General features: G+C 67.0%; 13 protein-coding genes and 1 pseudogene. 10 read left to right on the top strand and 4 right to left on the bottom strand.

What is annotated here, in order from left to right:
- Positions 1 to 19: 19 nt before the first annotated feature.
- Positions 20 to 448, bottom strand: a complete 429-nt coding sequence (locus tag AB4879_RS10290) for an SRPBCC family protein (protein WP_102809114.1) — start codon at positions 446 to 448, stop codon at positions 20 to 22.
- A 44-nt stretch (positions 449 to 492) separates the two neighbouring features.
- Here AB4879_RS10290 and AB4879_RS10285 point away from each other — a divergent pair, with 44 nt between their 5' ends.
- Positions 493 to 1,293 carry an enoyl-CoA hydratase/isomerase family protein gene (locus AB4879_RS10285; RefSeq protein ID WP_370507516.1) on the top strand — a complete coding sequence of 267 codons (801 nt, stop codon included), beginning with the start codon at positions 493 to 495 and terminating at the stop codon, positions 1,291 to 1,293.
- On the opposite strand, the gene AB4879_RS10280 is transcribed toward AB4879_RS10285, so the two are convergent.
- A complete protein-coding gene (locus tag AB4879_RS10280; protein WP_370507515.1) occupies positions 1,290 to 2,162 on the bottom strand; it encodes an LLM class flavin-dependent oxidoreductase in 873 nt (290 codons plus the stop codon). The genes AB4879_RS10285 and AB4879_RS10280 overlap by 4 nt on opposite strands.
- Before the next feature lie 224 nt (positions 2,163 to 2,386).
- Between AB4879_RS10280 and AB4879_RS10275 the strand changes: the two genes are divergently transcribed.
- Positions 2,387 to 3,340: a helix-turn-helix transcriptional regulator gene (locus AB4879_RS10275; protein ID WP_370507514.1), complete on the top strand. Its 954-nt coding sequence runs from the start codon at positions 2,387 to 2,389 to the stop codon at positions 3,338 to 3,340.
- A 32-nt stretch (positions 3,341 to 3,372) separates the two neighbouring features.
- Here the strand turns inward: AB4879_RS10275 and AB4879_RS10270 are convergent, their stop codons facing one another.
- Positions 3,373 to 3,831 (bottom strand): DUF2231 domain-containing protein, encoded by a 459-nt coding sequence (locus AB4879_RS10270; protein WP_370507513.1) that lies wholly within the window; start codon positions 3,829 to 3,831, stop codon positions 3,373 to 3,375.
- Positions 3,832 to 3,872: 41 nt separating this feature from the next.
- On the opposite strand from AB4879_RS10270, the gene AB4879_RS10265 reads away from it, so the two are divergent.
- From AB4879_RS10265 to AB4879_RS10240, 6 genes and pseudogenes are all read left to right on the top strand, one after another.
- Positions 3,873 to 5,036 carry an MFS transporter gene (locus AB4879_RS10265; protein WP_370507512.1) on the top strand — a complete coding sequence of 388 codons (1,164 nt, stop codon included), beginning with the start codon at positions 3,873 to 3,875 and terminating at the stop codon, positions 5,034 to 5,036.
- Positions 5,037 to 5,045: 9 nt separating this feature from the next.
- Positions 5,046 to 5,780 (top strand): precorrin-6A synthase (deacetylating), encoded by a 735-nt coding sequence (cobF, locus tag AB4879_RS10260; RefSeq protein WP_370507511.1) that lies wholly within the window; start codon positions 5,046 to 5,048, stop codon positions 5,778 to 5,780.
- 33 nt (positions 5,781 to 5,813) lie between these two features.
- Positions 5,814 to 6,206: a phage holin family protein gene (locus tag AB4879_RS10255; protein WP_102809107.1), complete on the top strand. Its 393-nt coding sequence runs from the start codon at positions 5,814 to 5,816 to the stop codon at positions 6,204 to 6,206.
- Positions 6,207 to 6,215: 9 nt separating this feature from the next.
- Positions 6,216 to 6,458 (top strand): annotated as a pseudogene (locus AB4879_RS10250) (DNA-formamidopyrimidine glycosylase family protein); the annotation flags it as partial.
- Between the two features lie 153 nt (positions 6,459 to 6,611).
- Complete coding sequence (locus AB4879_RS10245) at positions 6,612 to 7,079, top strand: zinc finger domain-containing protein (RefSeq protein ID WP_370507874.1); 468 nt, start codon at positions 6,612 to 6,614, stop codon at positions 7,077 to 7,079.
- 13 nt (positions 7,080 to 7,092) lie between these two features.
- Positions 7,093 to 7,842 carry an SDR family oxidoreductase gene (locus tag AB4879_RS10240; protein ID WP_370507510.1) on the top strand — a complete coding sequence of 250 codons (750 nt, stop codon included), beginning with the start codon at positions 7,093 to 7,095 and terminating at the stop codon, positions 7,840 to 7,842.
- 10 nt (positions 7,843 to 7,852) lie between these two features.
- Here AB4879_RS10240 and pgi read toward each other — a convergent pair whose 3' ends face one another.
- On the bottom strand, positions 7,853 to 9,502 hold the full coding sequence (pgi, locus tag AB4879_RS10235; RefSeq protein WP_370507509.1) for a glucose-6-phosphate isomerase: 1,650 nt from the start codon (positions 9,500 to 9,502) through the stop codon (positions 7,853 to 7,855).
- A gap of 51 nt (positions 9,503 to 9,553) precedes the next feature.
- Between pgi and AB4879_RS10230 the strand changes: the two genes are divergently transcribed.
- Together AB4879_RS10230 and AB4879_RS10225 are read left to right on the top strand one after the other, a co-directional pair.
- The gene (locus AB4879_RS10230) at positions 9,554 to 11,011 is read left to right on the top strand and encodes an NAD-dependent succinate-semialdehyde dehydrogenase (protein ID WP_370507508.1); all 1,458 of its coding nucleotides are present in this window, start codon (positions 9,554 to 9,556) and stop codon (positions 11,009 to 11,011) included.
- Positions 11,012 to 11,106: 95 nt separating this feature from the next.
- The gene (locus tag AB4879_RS10225; protein WP_370507507.1) at positions 11,107 to 11,232 is read left to right on the top strand and encodes a hypothetical protein; all 126 of its coding nucleotides are present in this window, start codon (positions 11,107 to 11,109) and stop codon (positions 11,230 to 11,232) included.
- The last annotated feature ends 107 nt before the right edge of the window (positions 11,233 to 11,339 follow it).

The raw sequence follows: 11,339 nt of genomic DNA, 5'->3' as shown, positions 1-11,339 counted from the left end.
TGCGCCGAGCGGTACGCCGTCAGGCCAGCTCGGCCAGATTCGACACCGATTTGCGCACATCGGACTCCAGCACACGAGCCACCAGACGCCCGACCGCTCCATTGAGCACCCCGCCGGAGATGTCGGCGATCAGGTGAAAGCAGGTCCGTTGATCGATTTCGGCCACGTTCATGGTGATGCAGATCCGGACGGCGGGCCAGCCGGTGCCGCGCAGCTCGATCGTGCGCGGCTCGTCGTACTTCGTCACCCGCCAGTGAATGGTGTTGCGGAACCCCTTGACCTTGATCAGCGACGAGACCTCGGTGCCCTCGCCGATCTGTTCCGGGACCGACCCGCGCCAGCCCGCGAAGATCGTCATCCACTCGCCGAAGCGGTTCAGATCCGAGGCCAGCTTCCAAGCCTGCTGCGGTGCCACGTCAGAGGGCACGGATACGTCAACAGTCGCCATGGGGCGCCTGTACCCGCTCCTGCGGCACCGCTAACGTGCAGCACATGTCTGCGGTGGAATTCGACGAGCTCGAAGACGGAATTGCTCAGGTCACGCTGAACCGGCCGAACCTGCTCAACGCGATCGACGGTGCGCTGATGGACGGGGTGGACGACGCCCTCGACCAGCTGAGTTCGTGGAAGTACCGGGTTGCGATCCTGACCGGGGCGGGGCGGGGATTCTGCGCGGGCGCCGACCTCAGCGGCACCGGGAAGCCGTGGACCGAGCCGGCCGCCGCGGAGTTCAAGACCACCTACGACGCACAGGTGCGGCTGGCCGACCAGCTGACCCGGCTCTACGAGCTGCCCATCCCCGTGGTCGCGGCGGTCAACGGGGTGGCCGTGGGTGGGGGACTGGCCTACGCGCTGCACTGCGACATCCGGATCGCGTCGCAAACCGCGCGCTTCGGTTCGGTGTTCATCAAGGCCGGGTTTTCGTCGCTGGACATGGGCACCAGTTACCTGTTGCCGAAGATCGTCGGCGCGGGTGCGGCCCGGGAGATGATGCTCACCGGACGGATCGTCGACGCCGACGAGGCCTACCGGATCGGGCTGGCGCACGAGGTGGTCGCCGACGACGCACTCGCCGACGCGGCCCTGGCGATGGCCCGCAGCATCGCCGCCAACAACGCGTTCGGCGTCTGGCAGACGAAGACCGGCTTGAATGCAGCCCTGGATGCCCCAAGTCTGCGGCATGCCAAGGAGATCGAGAACCGGACGCAAATCCTGACCGGGTTCACCAACAACCCGCGCGAGGCCGCGATGGCGCATCGCGAGAAGCGGGCTCCGAACTGGGATGCGCTCTAGCCGTTGACTTTTGCGATCACTCGCTCGGCGAACATCTCGAGATTGCGGATCTTGTCGTCCAACGGCTCGGTGTCGGGTCCCTTGGTGTAGGGCAGCCGGAATCCGACCATCACGTCGGTGATTCCCTTGTCCTCCAAGCGTTTCACGCCGTCGACGGTGAACGCGTCGAGTGAGATCACGTGGATTTCGAAAGGCCGGTCGGTCGTGCCTTCTTCCTCCCGGTACCGGTTGAGCTTGACCAGCAGGTCGTCGAGATCATCGGTGCCGCCACCGTGCATCCAGCCGTCATTGCGGGCGGCCCGGCGCAGCGCGGCGTCGGCATGCCCGCCGATCAGGATGGGCAGCGGCTCGGACGGCGCAGGCGTCATCTTGGTCTTGGGGATGTCGTAGAACTCGCCGTGGAACTCGAAGTAGTCGCCGCTGGTGAGGCCACGGATGATCTCGATGCATTCGTCCATCCGCTTGCCCCGCTTGGCGAACGGCACCCCCATCAGTTCGTAGTCCTCCGGCCACGGACTGGTCCCCACCCCGAGGCCGACGCGGTTTCCGATCAGCGCGGCCAGCGACCCGGCCTGCTTGGCAACCAGGGCCGGCGGGCGGATCGGAAGTTTGAGCACGAAGAAGTTGAACTTGAGCCGTTCGGTGACCGCACCCAGGGCCGCGGTCAGCAGGAACGTCTCGATGAACGGCTTGCCGTCCAGGAACTCGCGGTTGCCGTCCGGGGTGTACGGATAGGTGGAGTCCGACTCGTACGGATAGGCCACGCTGTCCGGAATCGTCATCCCGTCGTACCCGGCGGCCTCGACAGCCTTCGCGAGCGGGATGTAGAAGGACGGATCGATCATCGCCTCGGCGTAGGTGAATCGCATGCGGCGATAGTAGAACGTGTTCTACCTATCGTGGTCGGAGATCCTGATGGTCGGGAGCTCAACGTCGCCGATGTCGAGCCTGCTCGGAGTACCCTCGATTCCACGAGCTGAGCCCACGCTCATTCATGGTCATCCACAGCGTGCACCCCGCGATCTGCGGTTACCGTCTTGATGGCTCAAGCGTTCATGTGAAGTCAGGAAGAACGATCACAGCTCGTATCACTGTGCTCCCGCAGCACAGCACCTGTAGCACCGGCGATCCCGATACGGCCGCCGCCTTCATCGCGAGCGCGTGGGGCGCGCACGGCCGCGTCGACGGGCTCGATCCCGGTCATCCGATCCGGATAGCGCGGTTGGAGATCGACCGCGTCAGCGTCACCGAGGCAGAGTTTCCGGGAGTCCTGCACTTCGACACCGACCAGTGGCCCTGCTATCTCGTCACCGAGGTGAAGGCAGGCGCAGTGCGGATCGGCTCTGCAGCCCGGGGTGAGCGATGCACCGCCGGTGACGTGGCGCTCGCGGCGCGTCCGGGTCGATCGTGCTCGGCGGAGACCGAAGACGCCCAGGTGTCCCTGACGGCGCTGCCGCCGGAGGCGCTGCAGCGGATCATCGGCGACCCCGCGACCCATGGGGCATCCGGGGTTCGCTTCACCTCCACCCGCCCTCGGTCGGATGCGGCGGCCGCGCAATGGGAAACGACCGTCGACTACGTGACGTCGACTCTGACGAGTGTCCTGTGCCCGGAGGACGCCACGCTGGTGGTCGGCGGTGCCGTCTCGCTGCTTGCGTCGACGCTGTTGTATGTCTTCCCGAACACCTTCGCCGACGCCAAACACGTCGAGCACCCGCAGGTCTCGGCTCCGCTGGTGCGCCAGGCGATCGACTTCATCCAGGCCAACTGCGCACGGGATATCTCGATGGCCGATATCGCCTCCGCCATCAACGTCACCCCAAGAGCTGTGCAATACATGTTCCGGCGGCACCTCGACACCACCCCGATGGCATATCTGCGCCGGGTCCGCCTAGACCACGCGCACCGGGATCTTCTGGCCGCGGACCCATCCCACGACACGGTCTCGGCTATCGCGATCCGCTGGGGCTTCGCCCATACCGGACGGTTCAGCCAGGTCTACCGCGCCGAGTTCGGAGAGTCGCCCAGCGCCACCCTGCACGGCTGACCGGTGTCGGGCACCGCTGAAATCCCGGTGAGTCAGACTTTTTGGCTCCAGGTGGCCTGCGCCCCCGAGTCGCCGATCCGGTAGACCTGCACGATCGTCGCGACACCGACCACCACCACGAACACCGCGATGCCGGCTGTGAAGACCGTCGACAGCGACCGGCCACGGGCGGCGCTGACATGCACGACCGCCAACAGCACCGCCGCGACCAACAGCGCCAGCGAGAAGAAGATCATCGTGTCGCCCAGCTCGGCGTGAGTGTGCACAAGGGGCGACTTGCCGACCTGGTGCTCGAGCCACTCGCCGGCCTCGGTGGTCAACGGGGTCAACACCGTGACGATCAGCGACAACGCGAGCACCAGCCACACCAGGCGTTGCCGGGCCGCGGGCCACACCGCGCACAGGATGGCCAAGACCGCGGTGAGCGGCGCGAGAACCACGATGAAATGGACGAACAGGACGTGAGCGGGCAAGCCGTTGAACGTCGACACTGGGCGAATACTACTGTGCGGGTGGTACATAATCGGCCGTAATGACTGCGTGGCTGACCCGCAATGTGCGGGTGCTCTCGGCGGTGTCGTTTCTGCAGGATGCCGCGAGTGAACTGCTCTATCCGCTGCTCCCGATCTATCTGACCGCGGTGCTGGGCGCGCCGCCTTCGGTCGTGGGTGCCATCGAGGGTGCCGCGGAGGGCGCGGCGTCGATGACCAAGCTCGCGGTGGGACCGCTCGGTGACCGGTTCGCCAAACGGCCTTTGATCGCAACGGGATACGGGATGGCGGCGCTCGGCAAGGTGATCATCGCCGTCGCCGGGGCCTGGCCCGGGGTGCTCGCCGGACGTGTCGTCGACCGGCTCGGTAAAGGGATCCGAGGAGCGCCGCGCGATGCGCTCCTGGTCGACGGAATCGATAAACCATTGCGCGGCAGGGTGTTCGGCTTCCACCGCACGATGGACACTCTGGGTGCGGTGGTCGGGCCGCTGCTCGGGCTGGCGGGCTACGAGCTACTCGATCATCACATCGCCCCGCTGCTGTACATCGCGATCGTGCCCGCGGTGCTGTCGGTGCTGTTGGTCGTGCTGGTCCGCGAACCCCGGCGCGCCGAGCCCCGAGTCGCACGGCCGCCGATCTTCGCGGGGTTGCGGGAATTGCCGCGCAGGTACTGGCGGGTCACCGCGCTGCTGGTCGGCTTCGGCGTGGTCAACTTCCCCGACGCCTTACTGCTGTTGCGGCTCAACGAGATCGGCTTCGGGGTAGTGCAGGTAATCCTTGCCTATGTCGGCTACAACCTGGTCTACGCGCTCGGAAGCTTCCCGGCGGGCGTGCTGGCCGACCGGTTGCCGCGTTCGGCGGTGTTCGGTTTCGGGCTGGTCTTCTTCGCCGTCGGCTACATCGGGCTGGGGTTGACCACCAATTCCACTGCGGCGTGGCTGCTGATCGCGTCGTACGGGATGTTCACCGCATGCACCGACGGCGTCGGCAAGGCCTGGATCTCCTCGCTCGTCGGTGCGGACCGGCAGGGCAGTGCGCAGGGGGTGTTCCAGGGCGCCACCGGATTCGCGGTGCTGGCCGCGGGACTGTGGGCGGGGTTTCTGTGGGGCGGCGACGGCCGGCTGCCCCTGCTGATCTCGGGCGCTGTCGGCGCCTGCTTTGCGACTGTGCTGCTGGTGCCGCTGGCAGTGCGGCGCTTTCGTTAGGCTGCCCCGGTGCGCACCATCCACGTCATCGGTGTCGGAGCCGGCGACCCCGACTACGTGACAGCGCAGGCGATCCGCGCGCTCAACGACACCGACGTGTTCTTCGCGATGGACAAAGGCGAGGCGAAGAGCGACCTCGTCGCCCTGCGCCGCGAGATCTGTGCCCGGTACATCGACGGGCCGGGCTACCGTTTCGTCGAACTGCCCGACCCGAAACGCGCGGCCGACGGCGACTACACCCAGGCCGTCGCCGACTGGCATTCCGCCCGCGCCGAGCTGTGGGCCCGGGCCATCGACACCGAACTCGGGCCCGACGGCGTCGGCGCCTTCCTGGCGTGGGGGGACCCGTCGCTCTACGACAGCACCCTGCGGATCCTCGACGAGGTCGCCAGACACATCGAAATCGACTACGACGTCATCCCCGGCATCACCGCGATCCAGGCGCTGACCGCGCGGCATCGGATCCCGCTCAACGACGTGGGTGAACCCGTGTTGATCACCACCGGGCGGCAACTGCGCAAGACCGGCCTGAGCGGCTCGGCGGTGGTGATGCTCGACGGCGACTGCGCATTCCTCGGCTGCCCGCCGCAGACCCGGATGTGGTGGGGCGCCTACCTCGGCACCGCAGACGAACTGTTGATGTCGGGCACCGTCGGCGATGTCGGCGAGCGCACCGCCGCGCTGCGCGCCGAGGCCCGCGCGCAACACGGCTGGATCATGGACATCTATCTCTTGCGGGCGTAGTCCGGATTGCCCGGCTTCTGGGAGAATCCCCGCATGGGATCGTTTCTCCTCCGCGCCGCGGTGACCGGGCTTGCGCTGTGGGTTGTGACGCTGATCGTGCCCGGCATCAGCTTCGTGGGCGGTGACACCACGCTGCAGCGGGCCGGCATCATTCTGGTCGTCGCGATCGTCTTCGGCGTGGTGAACGCGATCATCAAACCGGTCGTGCAGATCTTGTCGATACCGCTGTACATCCTCACACTCGGGCTGTTTCACGTCGTGATCAATGCGCTGATGTTGTGGATCACCGCCTGGATCACCGACCACACCACGCACTGGGGACTGCAGATCGACCAGTTCTGGTGGACCGCCATCTGGGCGGCGATCGCGCTGTCGATCGTGGGATGGCTGTTCTCGCTGCCGTTGCGTGACGCCGACCGCCGCTAACCTGAACGTATGCCCGAACTGCCCGAAGTCGAGGCCCTGGCCGACCACCTGCGTCGGCACGCAGTCGGCCGGACGGTCGGGCGCATCGACGTCGCCGCGCTGTCGGTGCTCAAGACGTTCGACCCGCCGCCGACGGCGCTGCACGGCCAACCCGTGACGGGCGCGGCCCGCTGGGGCAAGTACCTCGGGATGCAAGCCGGTGGGCTGTGGCTGATCACCCATCTGTCCAGGGCGGGCTGGCTGAAGTGGAGCGACAAGCTCGCGGCCGCCCCGCTCAAGCCGGGTAAGGGCCCGATCGGCCTGCGGGTGCACCTCGGAACACCCGGCGAGGCGCCCGGTTTCGACCTGACCGAGGCAGGCACCCAGAAGCGACTCGCGGTGTGGATCGTCGCCGACCCGGCCACGGTGCCCGGCATCGCAACGCTGGGGCCCGACGCGCTGGAGATCGGCCCCGAACAACTCGCGGACATCCTCAAGCCGCACACCGGGCGGATCAAGACGGTGATCACCGACCAGAAGGTGATCGCCGGAATCGGCAACGCCTACAGCGACGAGATCCTGCACGTCGCGAAACTGTCGCCGTTCGCGACGGCCAACAAACTCACCGCCGCACAACTCGGCGCCCTGCACAACGCGATGATCACCGTGCTGACCGACGCCGTGCAGCGCTCGGTGGGGCAGCAGGCGGCAACCCTCAAGGGGGAGAAGCGATCCGGACTGCGGGTGCATGCCCGTACCGGGTTGCCCTGCCCGGTGTGCGGTGACACCGTGCGCGAGGTGTCCTTCGTCGACAAGTCGTTTCAGTACTGCCCGACGTGTCAGACCGGGGGCAAGGTGCTGGCCGACCGGCGGATGTCGAAGCTGCTCAAGTAGATAAGCTGCCCCGGTGAGACGCCAGAAGATCCTCATCACCGGGGCGAGTTCCGGACTCGGGGCCGGGATGGCCCGGGCGTTCGCGGCCAAGGGTCGCGATCTGGCGTTGTGCGCGCGCCGTCTGGACCGCCTCGACGAGCTGAAGGCCGAACTGGTCGGGCGACACCCGGACATCACGGTTGCCGTCGCCGCCCTCGACGTCGACGACCACGACCGGGTGCCCGCCGTGTTCGCCGAACTCTCCGATCAACTCGGCGGCATCGACCGGGTCATCGTCAACGCCGGGATCGGCAAGGGCGCCCCACTCGGCGCCGGCAAAGTGTGGGCCAACAAGGCCACCATCGAAACCAACCTGGTGTCGGCGCTGGTGCAGATCGAAGCGGCGCTGGCGATGTTCAAGGCGGCGGGCTCGGGGCATCTGGTGTTGATGTCGAGCGTGATGGGCAACCGGGGGGTTCCCGGCGTCAAGGCCGCCTACGCGGCGAGCAAGGCCGGGCTCAGCTCGCTGGGTGAGTCTCTGCGGGCCGAATATACCTCTGGCCCAATCAAAGTCACCGTGATCGAGCCTGGTTACATCGAGTCGGAGATGACCGCGAAGTCGACAACCACCATGCTGATGGTCGACACCGACACCGGCGTGCGCCAGATCGTCGCCGCCATCGAGCGGGAACCCGGACGGGCGATCGTGCCCGGGTGGCCGTGGATTCCGCTGGTGGCGCTGATGAAGGTCGTGCCGACCCGATTCGCCAAGCTGTTCGCCTAGCGAACCCGGCTCAGCGAGTCCGGCCTCGTTCGGCTCGGTAGCGGCGCACCAGCTCGTCGGTCGAGCTGTCGGTCTGCTTGGGCGGCGAGCCGTCACTGGTGATCACCCCGAGCAGCGCCTTCGCCTGCGTCTTGCCCAACTCGACGCCCCACTGATCGAACGAGTCGATACCCCAGATCACGCCTTCGGTGAACACCTGATGTTCGTAGAGCGCGATCAGCTGGCCGACCACCGACGGGGTCAGCCGGTCCGCCAGGATCGACGTGCTCGGCCGGTTGCCTGGCATCACCTTGTGTGGCACCACGTTTTCCGGGGTGCCTTCGGCCGCGATCTCCTCGGCGGTCTTGCCGAACGCCAGCACCTGGGTCTGGGCGAAGAAGTTGCTCATCAGCAGGTCGTGCATGCTGCCCGAACCGTCGGCGGTCGGCAGGTCGTCGGTGGGCTGGGAGAACCCGATGAAGTCGGCGGGCACCAGCCGGGTGCCCTGGTGCAGCAGTTGGTAGAACGCGTGCTGGCCGTTGGTTCCCGGTTCACCCCAGAAGATCTCACCGGTGGGGGTCGTTACCGGGGTCCCGTCCGATTTGACCGATTTGCCGTTGGACTCCATCGTCAGCTGCTGCAGATACGCCGCGAACCGGGACAGGTCGTTGGAGTACGGCAGCACCGCGCGGGTCTCGGCACCGAAGAAGTCGGAGTACCACAGCCCGATCAGCCCGAGCAGTGCCGGCGCGTTGGATTCCAAAGGGGCAGTGGCGAAGTGGCGGTCGACGAGGTGGAATCCGGACAGGAAGTCGGCGAACGCCTCGCGGCCGATCACCGCCATCACCGACAGTCCGATCGCCGAATCCACCGAGTAGCGGCCGCCCACCCAGTCCCAGAAGCCGAACATGTTGGCGGTGTTGATGCCAAAGCTGTCCACCAGCTTCTTGTTCGTCGACACCGCCACGAAGTGCTTCGACACCGCGGCGTCACCGAGTGCATCGGTGAGCCAGCGCCTGGCGGCGGTCGCGTTGGTCAGTGTCTCCAGCGTCGAGAACGTCTTGGAGGCGATGATGAAAAGCGTTGTGGCAGGGTCGAGTCCGTCGAGCTTGGCGACCAGGTCGGCCGGGTCGACGTTGGAGACGAACCGCGCCGAGATGCCGGCATCGGCGTAGTGCCGCAAGGCCTGATACACCATCACCGGCCCCAGATCCGAGCCGCCGATGCCGATGTTGACGACGGTCTTGATCCGCTCGCCGGTGGCGCCGGTCCACTCGCCGCTGCGCAGCCGGTCGGTGAAGTCGCCCATCGCGTCGAGCACCTGGTGCACGTCGGCGACCACGTTCTGACCGTCGACCTCCAGCGTGGCGTCACGCGGCAGACGCAGCGCGGTGTGCAGCACCGCGCGGTCCTCGGAGGTATTGATGTGCTCGCCGGACAGCATGGCGTCGCGGTGCTGTTCGAGGTTCGCGGCGCGGGCGAGATCGACCAGCAGAGACAGTGTCTCCCGGGTGACGCGGTGCTTGCTGTAGTCGATGTACAGGTCGCCGACGGTCAGCGTGAGTTCGCGGCCGCGGGCGGGATCCTCGTCGAAAAACTCGCGCAGGTGTTTCCCGGCGATCTGGTCGTGGTGGCGACTCAGCGCGTTCCATTGCGGCGTAGCGGAAATGTCTCCAGTCATTCCCTCGACCCTAGTGCGGAGAAGTGTCCAAGGGAGTAGATGATGGAGGGTATGAGTTCTCCAGACATTGAACGGCTGTTGGCCTCGGTCCCCACCGGACTGTGGATCGGTGGAGAAGAGCGGCCGGGGTCGTCCACCTTCGAGGTCTTCGACCCGTCGAACGACGAAGTCATCGCGACGGTGGCCGACGCCGGCGCCGAGGACGCCGTCGCCGCGCTCGACGCCGCGTGCGCGGTGCAGTCGCAGTGGGCGGCCACCCCACCCCGGGATCGCGGCGAGATCCTGCGTTCGGTGTTCGAGACGATCATCGACCGCGCCGACGATCTGGCCGCGCTGATGACCCTGGAGATGGGCAAGGTCGTCGCCGAGAGCATGGGTGAGGTCAAGTACGGCGCCGAATTCTTCCGCTGGTTCGCCGAGGAGGCGGTGCGCATCGGCGGCCGGTACACCCCGTCGCCGGCCGGCACCGGTCGGATCATCGTCACCAAGCAGCCCGTCGGCCCGTGTTACGCCATCACGCCGTGGAACTTCCCGCTGGCCATGGGAACCCGCAAGATCGGCCCCGCGTTCGCGGCCGGCTGCACCATGATCATCAAGCCGGCCCAGGAGACCCCGCTGACCATGCTGCTGCTGGCCAAGCTGATGGCCGAGGCCGGTCTGCCCAAGGGTGTGCTGTCGATCCTGCCCACGAGCCGGCCGGGCGAGGTCACCAAGGCGCTGATCGACGACGGCCGGCTGCGCAAGCTGACCTTCACCGGCTCCACCGGGGTCGGCAAGGCGTTGGTCGCGCAGTCCGCCGACAAGCTGCTGCGCACCTCGATGGAGCTCGGCGGCAACGCTCCGTTCGTGGTCTTCGACGACGCCGACGTCGATGCCGCGGTCGAGGGCGCGATGCTGGCCAAGATGCGCAACGGCGGCGAGGCGTGCACCGCGGCCAACCGCATCCACGTCGCCAACGCGGTGATCGAGGAATTCACCGACAAGTTCGTCAAGCGCATGGCCGAGGTGAACCTGGGCAACGGGCTGGACCCGTCGAGCAAGCTGGGTCCGCTGATCAACACCAAGCAGCTGAACAAGGTTCAGGAACTCGTCAACGACGCCGTCGAGAAGGGGGCGAAGGTCGCCCTCGGCGGCGAGGCCCCCGGCGGGCCGGGCAACTTCTACCCGGCCACCGTCCTCACCGACATCCCGCCGACCGCGCGGATCCTCACCGAGGAGGTGTTCGGGCCCGTCGCGCCGATCATCGGCTTCGACACCGAGGAGGACGGCGTCGCCGCCGCCAACAACACCGAATACGGGCTGGCGGCCTACATCTACACCGAGTCGCTGGACCGGGCGCTGCGGGTCGCCGAGGCGATCGAATCCGGCATGGTCGGGGTGAACCGGGGCGTGATCTCCGATCCGGCCGCGCCGTTCGGTGGCGTCAAGGAATCCGGCTTCGGTCGCGAGGGCGGCACCGAAGGCATCGACGAATACCTGGACACCAAGTACATCGCGCTGACCAAGTAGTGCTAACTGTGGCGCGCTTCACGCTTGCAATTGCAAGCGCGGGGTAACCAAGCGCCATGAAGATCGGCCTTCCTCAGGCTCCTGCGCGTCGAGGGGTGTCTGAGCTCGTCACCGCGCAACTCTCCGGCGCCGTCGCCGGCCTGATGCTGACCCTCGACCAGTTGCTGCCCGAGGCTCCGCAGCGCCCCAAGATCGTCGACCGGGACCTGACGCGCTGCTGAATCTCAGCCGACCGGGCCACCCGGTCGGCCGCGTCCCCCCGCAACGCCCGAGGTGAACCCTCGGCCGACGTGTGTATGCCGGGTGCGGCGAGGAATTGACGTAAACG

This window comes from Mycobacterium sp. SA01 (genome assembly GCF_041287105.1).
In the GTDB taxonomy this organism is placed as follows: domain Bacteria; phylum Actinomycetota; class Actinomycetes; order Mycobacteriales; family Mycobacteriaceae; genus Mycobacterium.
Note: the sequence above shows the minus strand (reverse complement) of the source record. Positions and strands in the feature narration are given on the sequence as shown.

Coding starts and splice junctions, on each gene's coding strand:
- AB4879_RS10290 (WP_102809114.1), bottom strand. CDS start 448: ATGGCGACTGTTGACGTATCCGTGCCCTCTGACGTGGCACCGCAGCAG.
- AB4879_RS10285 (WP_370507516.1), top strand. CDS start 493: ATGTCTGCGGTGGAATTCGACGAGCTCGAAGACGGAATTGCTCAGGTC.
- AB4879_RS10280 (WP_370507515.1), bottom strand. CDS start 2,162: ATGCGATTCACCTACGCCGAGGCGATGATCGATCCGTCCTTCTACATC.
- AB4879_RS10265 (WP_370507512.1), top strand. CDS start 3,873: ATGACTGCGTGGCTGACCCGCAATGTGCGGGTGCTCTCGGCGGTGTCG.
- AB4879_RS10255 (WP_102809107.1), top strand. CDS start 5,814: ATGGGATCGTTTCTCCTCCGCGCCGCGGTGACCGGGCTTGCGCTGTGG.
- pgi (WP_370507509.1), bottom strand. CDS start 9,502: ATGACTGGAGACATTTCCGCTACGCCGCAATGGAACGCGCTGAGTCGC.
- AB4879_RS10230 (WP_370507508.1), top strand. CDS start 9,554: ATGAGTTCTCCAGACATTGAACGGCTGTTGGCCTCGGTCCCCACCGGA.